19 protein-coding genes are annotated in these 15,392 nt (G+C 45.3%); 3 read left to right on the top strand and 16 right to left on the bottom strand.

Features of this window, described 5'->3' with window-relative positions:
- Positions 1 to 8 precede the first annotated feature (8 nt).
- Positions 9 to 641, bottom strand: a complete 633-nt coding sequence (locus BSZ04_RS00910) for a thiol:disulfide interchange protein DsbA/DsbL (protein ID WP_088879237.1) — start codon at positions 639 to 641, stop codon at positions 9 to 11.
- Positions 642 to 874: 233 nt separating this feature from the next.
- Between BSZ04_RS00910 and BSZ04_RS00905 the strand changes: the two genes are divergently transcribed.
- Positions 875 to 1,492: an OmpA family protein gene (locus BSZ04_RS00905; protein ID WP_088879236.1), complete on the top strand. Its 618-nt coding sequence runs from the start codon at positions 875 to 877 to the stop codon at positions 1,490 to 1,492.
- A 48-nt stretch (positions 1,493 to 1,540) separates the two neighbouring features.
- Here the strand turns inward: BSZ04_RS00905 and BSZ04_RS00900 are convergent, their stop codons facing one another.
- The 15 genes from BSZ04_RS00900 to BSZ04_RS00830 form a co-directional block, all read right to left on the bottom strand.
- Entirely contained in the window at positions 1,541 to 1,900 is a 360-nt protein-coding gene (locus BSZ04_RS00900) for a glutaredoxin family protein (RefSeq protein WP_071236500.1), read from the bottom strand.
- A gap of 128 nt (positions 1,901 to 2,028) precedes the next feature.
- Positions 2,029 to 2,571, bottom strand: coding sequence for a hypothetical protein (locus BSZ04_RS00895; protein ID WP_071236501.1), 543 nt, complete (start codon positions 2,569 to 2,571; stop codon positions 2,029 to 2,031).
- The gene (locus BSZ04_RS00890; RefSeq protein WP_088879235.1) at positions 2,558 to 3,103 is read right to left on the bottom strand and encodes a YaeQ family protein; all 546 of its coding nucleotides are present in this window, start codon (positions 3,101 to 3,103) and stop codon (positions 2,558 to 2,560) included. The genes BSZ04_RS00895 and BSZ04_RS00890 overlap by 14 nt, the downstream gene beginning before the upstream one ends.
- 263 nt (positions 3,104 to 3,366) lie before the next feature.
- Positions 3,367 to 5,916 (bottom strand): hypothetical protein, encoded by a 2,550-nt coding sequence (locus tag BSZ04_RS00885; RefSeq protein WP_088879234.1) that lies wholly within the window; start codon positions 5,914 to 5,916, stop codon positions 3,367 to 3,369.
- Between the two features lie 25 nt (positions 5,917 to 5,941).
- Complete coding sequence (locus BSZ04_RS00880; RefSeq protein ID WP_082038263.1) at positions 5,942 to 6,046, bottom strand: GpE family phage tail protein; 105 nt, start codon at positions 6,044 to 6,046, stop codon at positions 5,942 to 5,944.
- Positions 6,047 to 6,090: 44 nt separating this feature from the next.
- Positions 6,091 to 6,390, bottom strand: coding sequence for a phage tail assembly protein (locus BSZ04_RS00875; protein ID WP_088879233.1), 300 nt, complete (start codon positions 6,388 to 6,390; stop codon positions 6,091 to 6,093).
- Positions 6,374 to 7,072, bottom strand: a complete 699-nt coding sequence (gene gpM / locus BSZ04_RS00870) for a phage terminase small subunit (protein ID WP_088879232.1) — start codon at positions 7,070 to 7,072, stop codon at positions 6,374 to 6,376. Before gpM ends, BSZ04_RS00875 begins: the two co-directional genes overlap by 17 nt.
- Before the next feature lie 11 nt (positions 7,073 to 7,083).
- Entirely contained in the window at positions 7,084 to 7,449 is a 366-nt protein-coding gene (locus BSZ04_RS00865; protein ID WP_045419968.1) for a phage tail tube protein, read from the bottom strand.
- A gap of 3 nt (positions 7,450 to 7,452) precedes the next feature.
- Positions 7,453 to 8,598 carry a phage tail sheath subtilisin-like domain-containing protein gene (locus BSZ04_RS00860; protein ID WP_088879231.1) on the bottom strand — a complete coding sequence of 382 codons (1,146 nt, stop codon included), beginning with the start codon at positions 8,596 to 8,598 and terminating at the stop codon, positions 7,453 to 7,455.
- Positions 8,598 to 8,798 (bottom strand): DUF2635 domain-containing protein, encoded by a 201-nt coding sequence (locus BSZ04_RS00855; RefSeq protein ID WP_088879230.1) that lies wholly within the window; start codon positions 8,796 to 8,798, stop codon positions 8,598 to 8,600. The genes BSZ04_RS00860 and BSZ04_RS00855 overlap by 1 nt, the downstream gene beginning before the upstream one ends.
- Complete coding sequence (locus BSZ04_RS00850) at positions 8,798 to 9,367, bottom strand: virion morphogenesis protein (RefSeq protein WP_088879229.1); 570 nt, start codon at positions 9,365 to 9,367, stop codon at positions 8,798 to 8,800. The genes BSZ04_RS00855 and BSZ04_RS00850 overlap by 1 nt, the downstream gene beginning before the upstream one ends.
- On the bottom strand, positions 9,361 to 9,828 hold the full coding sequence (locus BSZ04_RS00845; protein ID WP_088879228.1) for a phage tail protein: 468 nt from the start codon (positions 9,826 to 9,828) through the stop codon (positions 9,361 to 9,363). Before BSZ04_RS00845 ends, BSZ04_RS00850 begins: the two co-directional genes overlap by 7 nt.
- Positions 9,828 to 10,277, bottom strand: coding sequence for a head completion/stabilization protein (locus tag BSZ04_RS00840; protein WP_088879227.1), 450 nt, complete (start codon positions 10,275 to 10,277; stop codon positions 9,828 to 9,830). The genes BSZ04_RS00845 and BSZ04_RS00840 overlap by 1 nt, the downstream gene beginning before the upstream one ends.
- Before the next feature lie 119 nt (positions 10,278 to 10,396).
- Complete coding sequence (locus BSZ04_RS00835; RefSeq protein WP_088879226.1) at positions 10,397 to 11,461, bottom strand: phage major capsid protein, P2 family; 1,065 nt, start codon at positions 11,459 to 11,461, stop codon at positions 10,397 to 10,399.
- Positions 11,462 to 11,504: 43 nt separating this feature from the next.
- Complete coding sequence (locus tag BSZ04_RS00830; RefSeq protein WP_088879225.1) at positions 11,505 to 12,344, bottom strand: GPO family capsid scaffolding protein; 840 nt, start codon at positions 12,342 to 12,344, stop codon at positions 11,505 to 11,507.
- A 132-nt stretch (positions 12,345 to 12,476) separates the two neighbouring features.
- Here BSZ04_RS00830 and BSZ04_RS00825 point away from each other — a divergent pair, with 132 nt between their 5' ends.
- Both BSZ04_RS00825 and BSZ04_RS00820 read left to right on the top strand, forming a co-directional pair.
- On the top strand, positions 12,477 to 14,234 hold the full coding sequence (locus tag BSZ04_RS00825) for a terminase large subunit domain-containing protein (RefSeq protein WP_088879224.1): 1,758 nt from the start codon (positions 12,477 to 12,479) through the stop codon (positions 14,232 to 14,234).
- Between the two features lie 21 nt (positions 14,235 to 14,255).
- Positions 14,256 to 15,224, top strand: coding sequence for a phage portal protein (locus tag BSZ04_RS00820; protein WP_088879223.1), 969 nt, complete (start codon positions 14,256 to 14,258; stop codon positions 15,222 to 15,224).
- Positions 15,225 to 15,392 lie beyond the last annotated feature (168 nt).

Raw genomic sequence — 15,392 nt, 5'->3', positions numbered from 1 at the left:
TCCTTGTCTTACTTTGGTTGTTTTAGCAGATAGTTAATAGTGTCAGCCATAGCTTCAACAGTTTCATGGCCACCAGTAATAACTTGGTATTTACCATTCACAATGAAAGCGGGTACCGAGTTAATTTGACCACGGGTAGTGATTTCTTCTGCTTTGTTAATGTATTCAAATAGTCGAGTTTGCTGAGCTTCATCCAGTTGGTATGGGCTAATCAAATTACGAGATTCAAATGCCTTTTCAACTGCTGTTTGGCGCTGTTCTGCGGTTGCATCTGCTCCCATTTGAACAGCCGCAAATAAATCTTCCATAAATGCTTTATCTGGTGTGCCGTCAAGCTGCATTACCGCCGTGTAGAAGATGATTGCACTAACTTGCGCGCTCTCATTAAATGTCACGTGCATTTTTTCTACAGATTGTTCAGTGAGCGATTCAATTTGAGGAACAAAAGTTTCCATTGTTCGACAGTGACCGCAGGTAAGTGAGAATGCTTCTGTTAGAGGAGCAAGGTTGTACTCAGCGAGAGAAACTGGCAACACATCATATTGTTTGCCTTGTTGTGGCTGATTGTTGCCGTTATCACAAGCAGAAAGTCCAATAACTGCTGCAGCTAAAAGGATCCCTTTAAGAATAGGTTTAAGCATAAAGTGGCTCTAAATTAAGTGGTTATACCTTAGTTTATAGGCTAAAGCGCCATACGAAAACCGTTTAAATAGATTGTTACACTAAGAGTTTTAAAGTGCTTCAAAACTAAGCGAGATGGCATAGATTGTGCTTCACTTTTGCACAAGCAACATAAAGTTATGGTTCTATTCGGCTAAAGCTTAGTTCAAGCCCGCCGATAAACATCATAAGTAACTACTGTATTGGGATTCGTATGAAGTATTGGTATTTGGTCATTTGCGGCATTTTAAGTGGGTGCAGTAGTCTTGACTCGGAGATGATTCCGGGAAACATGCTAGATGTTGCACCAAGATCAAATGAGCAGTTAAGGCATCCAGAGTGGGGTTATAGCACGATACCTTATGTTTCTGCTAAACAGCACGTTACAGTGGTGAAGTACGATGAAAAAAAGCCTCAAGGCGTGACTTCCCTAGAGATGTACCTTGATCGCAATCAGATTGCGCATGAGGTGCTAGCTGGTGAGAATGTCATGATACGCTTGAAAGAAAAAATAAACTTTCAGTTTGATTCCTCTCGCTTATCAGCGAACTCTCAAAGTTGGATTCAAAATTTAGGCCAGTACCTGTCAAGTCGTCCTGATGTCGATGTTGTGATTGATGGGCATGCAGATAGCTCTGGCGCAGAGTCATACAACGAGGGGTTATCCGAAAGAAGAGCGAAAGAAGTCGAAAGTCAGCTGCTTACAATGATTCCTCGACAGCGTTTGTTTTCTAGAGGTTTTGGTGAATTGGTTCCTAAGTGCAGCAACAGTAGCTCTATAGGAAAAGCCTGCAATCGACGCGTAGAACTCATGTTGATCGTCAATCAATAAAAAGAGGCACTGACTAGGTGCCTCTTTTGCCTTTGTTCTAGGGGGAACTTAGGCAAATTCTTTTTCGATGTACGCCACGATGTCTGACGACTCGTATAACCACTGTGTTTCACCCTCTTTTTCAATGCGAAGGCAAGGTACTTTCACTCGACCGCCACCTTGTTCTAGTGCTTCACGGTGTGCTGGGTCGTTTTTCGCATCACGTACTTCAATATTCACTGATTGACGCTTCATCGCGCGACGAACTTTTACGCAGAAAGGACAAGCTTCAAATTGGTACAGTGCGTAGTTTTTCGCTTTGTCATCAACACTTTTCTGTTCTTCTGTTGAGCGCTTTACGCCGCGAGGTGAGAATACTGCGTTGAGAAGTAGAATGATTTTTCCCAAAATCCAACGGATAAACTTCATAATGATCCCTTGATGTTCAGTGGATGAGTGTCCTTGAGTGTCATGCAACGAACTTATTTCAGCGAAGGAAGTCGTTGCATGTGAGGGCGTAGTCTATCAGGTGTTTGGTTTTGACAAAACCATGTTTTTTATGAGGAAAATAAGCGCTTAACCCAACTAAACAGCCCTTGTTTTTTTGCTGGGTTCGCTTCTTTACCCATGTAGAAGCTTTGCATCAAATCAGTACGAAAGGCATCTAAATCCATTCGTTTTATCACGAGCTCATGTTGCAAAGTATTCTGGGTTTGCTCCGCGTGATCGTGAGCGAGGCTAAAATCCATATTTAGGTAACCTTGGGTGTATAGCCACAAGTGTGTCACCAATACTAAGTCCTCGGCTGACTGATTAGTGAACTTCTCCGCGTGCTCTTCACCTAGCGTGTCATTTAGAACTTGTTGCATGTGATGCGCTGACGTTGAATGCTGTTCATACAGTGCACTCGCTTCTATGTGAGATTTAGTCAACAATCCAAGTAGATGCAGCGCAGGTGCCGTATCAGGCTTGTTTTCACATACTTTTATGAACAGGGGCGCTTGTTCTTTTGTCCAACGTCGTCTAGCTGCTTTATGCTGACATACAAAGGGAATATTCTTGACGCCTATCTCTTCAATAAATTCATTAAGAGGCGTCATTCGTCTGCAATTCCTTTACTGTTACTTCGATATGTTGCTCGTTGATATCAACAAAAATAGAGGTGCCAGTAATCATCACAGACAGACTAGTACCACGATCAAGATGTTGTGCGATCAGGTCAATCGCGTCGTAATCTAGGCTTGCTACATCCACAGGGAGCATACCAAACTTACCAGCCATCTTATCCCACCATACCGACGCTTTTGTGTTGTAGGCATAAACCTTCACATGCTTTGCAAGGCGAGTCGCTTTTTTTATGCGGTCTGGCTCCGGCTCTCCAATCTCAATCCAGTGGGTAATGGATTGGTCGTCTTCCACATGCCATAGATCGGGTTCTTCTGTTGTAGAAAGGCCCTTGGTGAACTCAAGTTCGTCCTGTGCATTTAGGCAGAAAGCAAAAATGCGCGCTAGCATTCGCTGCGGTTTCTCTGAAGGGTGAAGAGCGATCGTCAGGTTTTTCGAATCGTAGTAGTCGTTGTTCATATCAGAGATAGCGATACGAAATTTATAAATAGTGGGCTTGATTGCCATTGTTTTTAAAGGGCTCCGAGAGTTTGAGGTGTACTATAGGTGTACCAACATGGTTTTGTTTGATTCGTAGTTAATATTTTTATGTCGGCTTTTTCCTTTTAGTAGACATCATATCAACTACTTACCATTGAGGTATACCTTAACGTATATCTAAATGTACGAATAAAAAATACAGTAAGGATTTTGGTAGAGTAATAAGCTCTCCTAACTTTGTTGCAAGTTGCGTTGAGACCACTGAGCCCGAGAGGGCTCAGATGTTTTACTCAGTAACTCCAACTCATATCCCCAACATCTAAGTTGAGGTCTATTCCTTTATCTACTTTGGCTTTTTCCACCACAACAGGTTTGTCCGACTGTATTCTTAAATCGATCTCTGACTTGTTGTTTACGGTTTGGGCTGTGAGAGGTTGGTAACCACCACTCAAGCTTGAATGGCCCAAAGGTTGGTACTTCTCGTTTTGTCTTGATTGCTTGTTGATTTGACTGCTATCGCTAGACACGTAGTCAGTGGAGGTATCCCAAACATCTTGCTTTTGTGAGCTCACCGATTGATTGACGGTTTCATTGGTAGTGATACCTAGCTCAATATTGCGGTTTTGCATCTCCTTCATCAGTTTTGCTTGAGCCTGTACTTGGTCCGCGCCGTTTATTTGAGTTTCGATAATGTATGGATTGTAGGGCTGAATGGTTGGTGGCTCATCACCTTGGTAAATGGCTGAGTAGTATTGCTCCTCATAACTTTTCTTTGTTTGGCTAGTGACCTCATTGGTGTTTAGGCCAAGCTCAATATTACGGTTTTGAAGCTCTTTCATCTGCTTGGCTTGGGCTTTGATTTTTTCCTGACCATTCACTTGGTGATCGACAACATAGGACTGTTGGTGCTGTTCATTCGTCACTGAGTTTGCCGTGTCATTTTTCTCAGTGATAGAGCGTTCAACTTGCTCTTTGTTAATCTGCGTGTTGGTAATATCCGTAGTTGTAACACCAAGCTCTACATTGCGGTTTTGAAGCTCTTTCATCTGTTTGGCTTGAGCTTTGACCTTTTCCGTACCTGTTACTTTGGTGTCTATCACATAAGGATTATATGACTGGTAGGTTGAAGGCTGTGCTAGCTGGTAACCTTGGGCTTGCGTTTTTTGATGGGTGGCTTTATCTGGATCCTCTTTTACTTCTTCGTCCTCACCCCAAAAGCTATTCCAGGTACTTTTGATTTTCTCGACTATGTCGCTAAAGCCCCCAAACTTTTCCAAAAGCATATCAATGCCATTGATAAAAATACCCAGTGGTGAGATGTCGAATAGAATTTCAAAGATGGAGTTCTCTGAGAAATACGCTTTCATCTTGCTAACTATCGCGGAAATGCCACCAAGCTTATCAATCAAATAGCCAGCGATAGCAATCACAGCACCAATAGCAATGATGATTTGACCAAAAGGGTTAGCGAGAGCGACGGCATTAACGCCAATGAGTGCAAGTTTTACCCCTGCAAGAACACCAATCACAGTGGACATATTATCACTCAGCCAAAGAACGCCACTGCCAAGTGTGCGAAATGCATTGAACGCGCTTTTCACTATTTCTCTGAGTTCTGCAATTTTCTCTTCCCGCCAATCCATATCTTTCATGTTCAGAGCTAGATCTTCCATGATGAATGAAAGCTCAGCCATGATAGGAGTAAGAGCACTGATTTTCAGTGAGTTTACGATCGCGCTTAGTTTGCCTAGTGACTCGCTAAATGCTTGGGCGTTCTTGGTGGATTCTGGCTCCACAGGACCACCTGTATCATTAAGTAGCTGCTTGGCTTGTCGGTAGCCTTCCACACCACCACGAAGGACGTTAAGCATCTTTTCACTGTCACCACCAAAGAACTCATCAGCCATGAAGTTCTGTTTGGCTGTGTCGGTTTCCTTGGCGATTTCACGCAATAACACTTGATAGGCTTCACCAGCATCTTTAGCGTTCATCAGGTCTTCATAGGCTTGATGGTTGCCCGTATCTTTAAAGTAGTCATTCATCGCGCCAGATTGGAAGGTTTTCATCTCTCCCCAACGCAATGCCATTTCTTTAATTGCTGCGTCCATATCTTCTGCTTCAGCACCCGATTGAGTTGCTTGCAAGCGCATAGCCTGAAGTTCTGCCACTGGCATGTTGATGTCGTCCGCAGCACGTTGCAGCTCATCAAGTTCATTTGCAGTGTCATTGATAATAATCCCGAAGCCGGCCATCGAACCCAATACACCAGTAGTGGCAAGCGCTCCGTTTTTTACCCCTTCAACCGTTGGCATTTTGAGAGCCTTGTTGATGCCCCGCGGAATCTTCATCACCTTTTGAAGGCCAACGTATTTCTTTTGCAGCTTGGTTATTTCTTTGCCGTGGTTCTTATAACTCTGGTTAAGCCGGTCATACTCGTTATCAAGTTGCTTGGTATTGATGCCGTTTTTCTTTAGCTGCCTACCGAGTTTCTTGAGATCGTTTCTGTAATCACTTTGCTCACCAGTTAGTTTGCTGAGCTTATCCTGCTGTTTGGCAATTTTCTCTGTTAGGGAAGCGTTTGGGGTTTGAGCTGCTTTTGCCGCTCGCTTCAATTCATCAAGCTTTTCACTGGCGGCCGCGACAGCAATATTGTTCTTTCTAAGCGCGTTGAGCGATTTGTTGTAGGTATCAATCATACCCATTGAGGTTGAGTCTTCCGCTTGGGCTTTTTCTACCTTTTTCATTTCTTCGCCGTAACGGTTAGTCTCTTCACTCATTTTTTTGAGTGGTGCTGTGGCTTTGTCGATCACTCCCATGACGACAGAGAGGCTCATTTTCATAATCAGTCCTTACAAAAAAGGAGAGCTATGTGCTCTCCTGTTGGTATCGTTCTATTGCTAGCTCCCGAAAATGCAGTAGCTCGTCAAAAGTCAGTTTGTCTATTTCGCTAGGCTGCCATCGAAACGCCATTGCCAAGTCTGCATAGAGAGGCTCTACATGCGGAACGTCTTCTACTAACGCTCCGTACTGACGAAAAAAGTCGCGAGTGTTGTAAGTAGCGGCGCCCAGTTCGCAGGGTCGAGGTTTAGCATGTCGCGTTCATCAAGCTCGGAAATTCGAGGAATGACTTGCTTACCTGCATCAAAATCTGCCTGGCAAATATCATTGAGGTTAACCCCACGAAGGTGACCAGAGTGTGGTTTTTGCAGCTCAACCTTAGTGATTTTAACCGTCTCTCCGCTCACCACTTTCTCAATTGGAATAGCAAGCACTGCAATCTTGCTTGTGCCTTTATCTTTAATCGGGTTGGTCATAGCCTAACTCCTGCTTCAGTTCTTTTAGTTTGCCTTTACAGCCGCCTTTGTTTGGGTCTAGTTTCATCACTAACTCAAACAGGTCATGAGCTTCTTTACGGTTGCCATCTTCGTAGTGCCAATCACCGACCAAGCGGAAGATTTTCACTTTGAGTGGAACGTTGGTTGCCAGCTCGCCTTTTTGAAGGTCAAGAACGGCACCAGTTAGGTACTCATGGTTAAAGCCTTTGTTGGCTTTATAGGCTTCGTGCGAGTATTTGAAAACATAGCCTAAGAAAGCGGTTTGTCCGTCCATCTTCCAGCTTGAAGGGGTATCTAACCCCCCATCAATCGCGAGCCTGAATTCATCGTGAATGGTTTCGAGTTTGCCTAAATCAACATGCCATAGAAACCAATGCCACATCACATCGAGGTTGCCGTAATTCCCCTTATGGGTTTGAAGTAACTTTTGGATAAGTGGGCGGTACTTCTCGATCAACGTTTGTTTAAATGGGTCTTTCTCTTTTGAGCCGGACAACGTGCGTAGGTAAGAGACATCCTGCTTTAGAATTTGCTGGACATCTTCCCACGGTTTATCAGCAAAGCTAGGGCGAGATATGTTACTTGCCACTGTGCTTGCTGCTAACGTTACTGCTTGGGGGGCTGCGTGTTGAGCGCTTCTCTTCATCAGTATGGCTAGCATTGGATCACTCCTTATTGTGGAATCATCTCAACACCATTAAAGAGCACTTCTAGCTGCCCGTCTTTGGTGTTCAAAGTCAGGGTTTCAACGGTCCATGCTTCTTTTAAGGTGTAGACCTTGCCACTGTCAGTTTCAACGGTGATCGTTTCATCCACAAACTCTGCGATGGTTTTTTCATCGGTATCTTTGGCGTGAATGATGGTGCACTTAATTGATGGAGCGTCTTCATAAGACTCTGAGTAGCCGAGAACGCCATCGTCACCTACCTGAGGCTCACGCTTAAGGTTACCAAAGCCAATCTCTGCGCCTTCTTTGATGGGTAAGCGCCCTAATGAGCCAGCATTAATGACGGCACGGCTAGTAATTTTTGTTGCCATAATTTACTTCCTGAACTGAATTTTACCCGCAACAATAATCAAGCCATTCACGAACTGTGGTGAGTCTTGATAGTTGACGCGTTGTTTGTTGTTGTCATCGAGCTCGACAATCAGTGAGGCTTTATAGCCGTCAAAGTCTTGCACGATGCCTGCTAATTCCAGATCTCGGTAGAGTGAGAGAAGCTGGCTTTTGAACATAGTCGGCGTAACAATGGGCTGACCAGGCGCAAACTTGGTGCCGTCTTTGGCGACCTTATGACGAGGGTACACACTCGTGATAAGAGAGCGTTGCTTTTGGCGGTAGTACATGGCTGTCGCCGGCGTCATTACGTCTAGGTAGCTGTTATCTGCCATGCCAGCCCCATTTTCGGTGTATGCCGTGACTGGGCGCTCAACCAATACTTCCTTGGCAGAATTGACGGTATAGGTACTTAGCCCTTCATAGAGGAACAGGTTACGCTCTGCCCAATCCCATTCACGTTCTGCAAGGCTATAAACGCCGTTTAGCTTGAGTGTTTGCAGTGGGCGACATGGGTCTATCGCCAGTGAAGGCGCGATTTGTCCAACCCATGCCCCGATCGCTTTTGCATCAGATAAGGCTTTGTCTTCTGTGTCACCAAAGTTGTTGATAGGCAAGAAGCTGATCAACGGGCAGTTACTGCCAGCACCGTAGGTAATGAGCTCCGCATGAGTGCCTTTTTTCGGGATGTAAGCAAGACCAGGGATTTGCTCTAATGCTTCATAACGCTTTTCAAGGAACAGCCCAAGCTCACGAACGGTAGTTTCATCATTGAGTGAGCACATAATGTGGTGATATTGAACATCCCCCAGTGCAGCAAGTGCGCTTGCAATGTCACCATTTTCGACACTAATCGCGAAAATAGGCATGGTTTCATCTTGCTTACGGAAGTACTCAATCATCTCAACAATGTCTGATTGGCTTGCATCTTTGCTGAATTTATCAGCCGCGATGGTTTCATCCATACATAGCGTGACTGTGTTTGGGGCAACCTTTGCTTCAGCCACCGCATTACCAATAGCAAGAATGCATTGCAGGTCTTCGGCGCTGTTGGCCAGGCTGTTGTCAATTTCGATATAGACACCGGGCACTCGTGCTGTGCTTGGTACCTCTTTAAAGCCAATTCCCATTAGTTCTGCTCCTTATTGGCTGTGGCTTTAGTAGTGGTTTGGACTTCCACCACGCTTTTGTCGCTAAGGCGGCGTAACCAATAAGCATTGCGAGGTTTGATTTCACCTGCGGCTTTTAGAGGATCGCGTGTCTCTGGGTCTCGAACGACCAGAGCTTTAGCGGGTTTAATTTTGAATGTGGGTTGTTCAGTTTTTTTCATTACGCTGCATCCTGTAGTGCAAAGTGTTCTGCTGCCATCGCCATGAGTTCGCGCTCTAGCTTTGGTGTCCAGCCGATAAAGGCACGTTGTGGCATTTCATAGTTTCGCTTGGTGAGAAGGCCACCTTCCCAACGACCCGTTTTATTATTGAAAAAACCATTTACTCGAGTTGAGAAGGTGATTTTTGAACCTTCGTTGTGCTCTCGGCCTACCTTGCCTGCAATGCCTTTTAACCCGACCGCAAAGTTTTCTTCTGAAACCTCTGTTCGCAAACCGCGAATAAAGCCATACAACATGTTTTTGTTGTTCACGGTGTTCAATGTCGCGTGTAAGCGTCTATGTTTTTCGCCATGTTTGCCGTGTTTACCACGCGATACCACAGTGACTTTGCGGCTGGTTCGCGCTTGATATGGGTTGTTCTCAATATCACGCTGTGAACGGATTTGACTGCGGAAAAACTGGCGTGCGTGATTCGCCATTTTTTTGTTTAACTCAAATTTTTCTGTTGCGGTGAGGACCAGGCTTTCAACAATCTGAGTGAGTTGCTCTGGGGTTTGAAGTGTTAGCATGGCAAATCATCCTGATGACCGATGAGGTGAACCAGCTCACCGAGCTCCTCTAAATCAGCAATTTGCTCAAAGTCACTCACACATCGATAACGAATGTCGTTTTGCAGCCAGTCACCTTGCACATCCTCTTCTAGTGAAAACTCCTCACTCAAATCAATCTTAAGGCGGATGTCGCACTTACCGTCGTCGAGCAATTGGGTGGCAAAGGTAGGGAAAGGCAGTCCTTTGCTTGGTCGCTCTGGGTCATATTTGTTCAACCAGCTCACCAAGTGCATGAAGAGTGCTTTCGGCCGAATCGCAACATCTTGCATGTCAACCACCGCGGTGTAGTCGACGGTAAACCCATCGACTTGTTCAGCTTGAGAGGAGAACATCACTCCGTTCTCTGCCCAAACCGTTAAGTTTTTGGCGTCGGTGACATGCTTCTTAAATAGCTCGGTTAAACTTTGTAGTGATTCCATTACACAACCTCAAAACAGTAGGTTTCTTCACCGTTAATCAGTAGGTCAACCGCTTGGCGATATTGCACTTCGCAGTGCTGCTTTTTATCGGTGAGTGCTTGTTGTCTGTCGGCAGCTTCGGCAGTGGTGTCACTGCTGAGTTGGATGCCAATCAATTCACTAGCAGTAAGCGCAAACACGGCCTGCTTGTAGAGAGTCTCGCCTGAATCTTCATCTTCAAACCGTGCTTGCGACAATTCGTTCAAGTGAGCAAAAGGTTCAATGGTGTCCTTTAGCTCTCGGTGCACCTTTATGCGCGATACCGTTGCTTGGTGCAAAATGCCCGGTTCTGTCTCATTGCTAAGGAAATGGAACAGAGACTGAAACTCTGACACCTTGAGCGCTGGGTATTTGTCAGTTTTTGGTAGCTCTGAATTAAAAATCTCATTTTTATCACCAACAAATTGCATTGCTTCACGCCTTTTGGTTGAAAAATGCGGGCAGACAAACACTGAAGGCTGCGCAGGCATTGGAGTAACCCAGACAGTTAGAGTGTTAACGCCCGCATTGAGGGGGTGTTAGTTAAGGGTTATACCCATGCTCCGTTAATCCAGAGCTTGACGTTTTTGAACTCGACAGCGGCCGCTTTGCCCAACTCTTCAATGACGTAAGCCATGTTCATTGATTCGAAGTTTTCCACCTGGTCTTTGGCGTCATTTTTCTTGCCAACAGAGCGACGTACTGAATCAATCTGAATGTATAGAGATAGGTTGTCGTAGCTAGTGACCATGATGCCCGTTGAAGGGAAGCCCGGTACTTTTACAGCGGGTAGTCCACCATAGGTTCCAATGACTTGAAGCTCTTGGATCTTGCCTTTTTCGCTTGGCGTGTTGCCGTGCGCTTCGTAGAACTTGGCTTTGTCGTAACCAAGCAGATCAGAACCGATAATAGCGACTAAGTTACTGTCGTCTTCACAGGCAGGGTGAAGCAGCGTTTTAACGTTAAGCACGGCTAAATCAAGGTTGATAAAATCACCTTTCTCTTTGCCTGCTGAACCATCACCACCTTCACCGATACGGATCTTGCTAGAGCCTTCTACTACTTCTGAAATCAGTCGGTCAGCATTGTGAGCACGCATCGCTTGATACCAACCGATATTGACATCTTCACCGTGTGGATTAGCTGCGCGGTCTGTGGTCTTCGCAACACGCTCGCCATACCAACCAATCGTGACTTTATTAGCATCAATCTGTTTACGTGTTTCAGAAGAGACGATCTTGTTGAAGTTTTTGTCGTGTGCCCATGCGTCTAACTTTTCATAACGTATTGCCGTATCAAAGTTGGTTTGTTCACACATGTATGGCATAGCGCCAATACTTGAAAAGTCTGTCGGTTTGCGCTCACCTTCGCCAGAGGTATCGGTACGGCTGGCAATCATGCCTGTAACACCAAGGCCGATAGATTCGCCTTTCTGGTTTTTAACCGGCACAACGTTTATTTTGCCTAAGAACCAGTTGCTCTCACGGATTTGAGCGATGATTTTCTGGGTGCCGTTTGGGGTTACGTTAAACTTCTGAGTTGGGTCGGCTACTTCATTTTGTTCACCGACCTTTTTAATGTAAGCACTCAGCTTCGTTTCTGTTTTTCTATCCATTTCACTACCTAATTGAATTCGTTATTGGTTGAGAAAGAACGCGTTATAGATACAGTTCTTCTTCGCCGTCTGAGCCCGCTGCTTGACGCTCATCTTCGTCAGTAAGTTTGCTGAACTTTTCGATTGTGCCGCTCAGTTCACCAACTTGGTTTGAAAGGGTTTCTACCTGGCTCTTTAGCTTGGTGAGTTCGGCGTCATCGCCAGTATTATCAGAACCTTCTTCTTGGCTTTCTTGCTTGTTGTTAGCTGACAGACAAGTCACGAGCTGACCTAACTGACTGTTTAGCGCTTTGTTCTGCTCAATGCTTTGCTTAAGCAGCTCTTCAGTTTCTTTACTCATCTCGGTTTCATCCTCTTGTTGAGAGAGCTGCTCATCAGCGTTATTGCCGTTGAGCCAGCATTTAAATTTGTTAAATAGGCTTTGCTCTGAGTGTTCAGAGTCCTGCACAGAGAGAGAAGACAAATTCACGGTCTGCCCTGTAGACACATAGGTTTTGTCAGCAGATTTATTTGACAGTTGGATTTGCGTAGTGCCAAGAGAAGCAGGGTTGTCAGTCAGCGCTAAGCCTGTGAGGTAGGCTTTACCTGTTTTGCCAAAGTCCTCTTGATACTCAACAGACGTATGCAGTAACTGACCATTTTCAACAGTGCGTAGAAGCATTGAGTTAGGCTTTATGACTGCCCAAAGCTCATCATCTCGTTTTTCAGTAGACAAGACTGAGCCGTATTTCCAGCTCCATTGAAAGTGCTCTTCGTTGATTAGAGCGTTGTACTTTTTCGGGTCGTAAGTTTCAGCAATGTCATCAATAACCTGCTGTGGCACCTCACGCCCATCGACGGTTGGGCCTGCCTTCAAAATACAAATTGGCTCAGACTTGAACATCATTTCTCTCCTAAATTCGATGACTCCAATCTAACGAATGCCCTTATCTTTTTGTATTCATGGTGATTCTAGAACTCTGATATAGAAACCGCTCAGGCTGAGTAATTACGGAGCCTGTAGCACTATGCAAGCATGGATACCAATGTAGTTACTGAGAATGAGCCAATCTACACCCATGCGCAGACCCAAGCGCTGGGGTTGTACTTGCGCCAATATAAACCTGCCGAGATTGCAGAGCAGGTAGACGTTGCCACGCGCACTGTACAGCAGTGGATTTCACGCTTTGGCTGGAAAAAAATGCGGGATGATTCGCCCGTAGAGCTGATGCTGCGTCAACGTATTGCTTACTTGATGTGGATTGACCACAAACTAGAGTGTCAAGAACGTGAACTGAAGATGCTGCTAGACCAGCACTACAAGCGAGTGGAAGCTGATAAAAAGCGCAGCCGACCTGCTGGAAGTGGGGAAGGGGAGAACAAGCGAGGACGCAAAGCAAACAAGGTCAAAAACGATATCTCTCACATCACCAAAGAGATGTTGGATGAGTATCGTGAGAAGACGTTTTTTGAGTACCAGAAAGAGATCCACCGGCACAAGCAAGATGATGCGATCAATGAGATTCGCTTTTACCTTAAGTCTCGCCAGATTGGTCTCACGTTTTATTTTGCATTTGAAGCCTTTGAGGATGCCGTGCTTAACGGAGATAACCAGGTGTTTATCTCGGCCTCTAAGAAACAGGCTTACATCTTCAAGAACTACATTCGGAAGTTTGCTCTAGAGATTGGTGATGTAGACCTTAAGGGTAAAGACGACCTCGAACTGAGTAATGGTGCCAAACTTGGCTTCATGTCGACGAACGTGTCGACATCTCAGGGCTTCAACGGTCACATGTATTGGGATGAGGTTTTTTGGATCCCTCGCTTTGCCGAGCTGGACGACTACGCGGGTGGTATGTCTATCCAAGCGAAGTTCCGCACCACATATATTTCTACCCCTTCGACTATGGCTCACGAGGCGTACCCGAAATGGGAAGGCAAGAAAGAGCACAATATCGACATCAGCCACAAGGCACTAAAAAATGGTGCGTTAGGGGAAGATTTTATCTTTCGTCAGATGATCACCGTCGATGATGCGATAGCCAAGGGTGCGAACTTCTTCAACATGGATAAGCTGAAGCGCAAATACCCAGTTAAAGAGGTATTCGATAACTTGCTACGTTGTAAGTTTTTGGATGACAGCGCTTCGTTCTTCTCTCTTAAAGCGCTACTGGGCTGTAAAACAGATACGTCACTTTGGAATGATGTGGACCATGAAAAAGCGCACCCTGTTGGTAGTGCAGAGGTATTGGTGGGCTATGACCCAAGAGGCGGCGGAACCGGGGACGGCTCAGACGATGCTGGCTTGGTGGTTTCTCTCAAGCCAAGACGTAAAGGCGGCATGTTCAGGCTGATTGAACGAGTGAGGCTCAAAGGCTCTAGCTATGAGCAGCAAGCAGAAGCCATTCGCGCTATTACCGAAAAATACAATGTTGTCCATTTAGCTATAGATACAAGCGGGGTTGGCTCCGCGGTTGCGGAACTGGTGCGTAAGTTCTACCCCGCGTTGCTTGAGCTGAACTACTCGCCCGAAGTTAAACGGATGATGGCGTATAAGGCGCGAGAAATCATTAACAATGGTCGATTGCAGTTTGATGCCGAGTGGGATGACTTGGTGCATTCCTTCCTGATGATCCGACAGCAGACGACCAACATTAGCAACCAAGTAACGTTTGTTTCTAACCGAAGTAAGATTGGCTCACATGCTGACCTTGCTTGGGCTTCAATGCATGTGATGTGTTGGGAGCCGATTGATATTAATACCGACGATGACACCACCGTTGAGATTTTCTAAGCCAAACCGTGGAGAGGCAAAGTGATTGAAATTGAATTTTCGAACCCTGTGAGCGTGATGAACAGTGACATACTCAGTTACTTAGAAACCGCGCTGATTGATGGATTGTACGAGCCACCTATCCCGCTTGATACGTTAGCAAAGGCTCTACGAGTGAATCCCATGCATTCCAGTGCGATTGAGTTTAAGCGCAATACTTTGGTGTATGCGATCACCTTAAGTGGTTTGCTCTCTCGCCAAGACTTAAAGCGCTGGTCACAAGATTACTTAACCTTTGGGAATGGCTATTTGCAGGTAATTCGTAATTTTGGGGGGCGAGGTCAGGTGGTCAAACTTAAACACCTTCCAGCGTTATATATGCGACGCCGTGAAGATTTAGGTTGGACGTACAAACCCAAAGAGTACGACGATGACGGACGAATCGACTTTAAACATGGTCAGGTGTTCCACCTTTGTGATTACGATATTGCCCAAGAGATTTACGGCTTGCCGGCACATGTGAGTGGGCTAACCTCCATTTGGTTGAATGATGATGCCACGCTCTTCCGTCGTCAGTATTACCGTAATGGTAACCATGCTGGCTATCTGCTTTATATGAACGATCCGAACATGACCCCAAAGCAAGAGCAAGAAATCAAAGACAAACTCAAGGCGAAAGACGGCATGGCGTTCAAAAATATGTTTGTCAATGCTAAGGGGAAGGACACCAACCCACCAGAACTGAAGCCGATTGCTCAGGTAGAAGCGAAAGACACGTTTAAGGACGTAAAGAACCAAACCATGAATGATGTGTTAGCCCTCCACCGTGTTCCGATTGAGCTGATGAGCGTCCGTCGTGAGAGCATCACGTCTCTGGACTTAAACAAAGTGGATTGGTTATTTCACAAGAATGAGTTATTGCCCCTGATTGACTCCATGAAAGAGTTGAATGACTTTGTGGGGCAAAAAGTTATCAGTGAGAATGAGTATAAAAAACTCGAAGTTGCTTAGTATCGAGCTTAGATAGATTTGTTTTTAATTATTGGCTTCGTTCAACAAATTTACGGTTGAACATCTGTTGTTCTTCGGTATTGTTTGTGTGCTTAAGGTGTTCGAGCAAACGCCGAGTTGTCCGCTTCTCTTAATATAGATCTGACTATTGTGGTGGCTAATTTAAAG

Origin of the sequence: Vibrio rotiferianus (assembly GCF_002214395.1) — a bacterium.
Lineage (GTDB): Bacteria > Pseudomonadota > Gammaproteobacteria > Enterobacterales > Vibrionaceae > Vibrio > Vibrio rotiferianus.
Note: the sequence above shows the minus strand (reverse complement) of the source record. Positions and strands in the feature narration are given on the sequence as shown.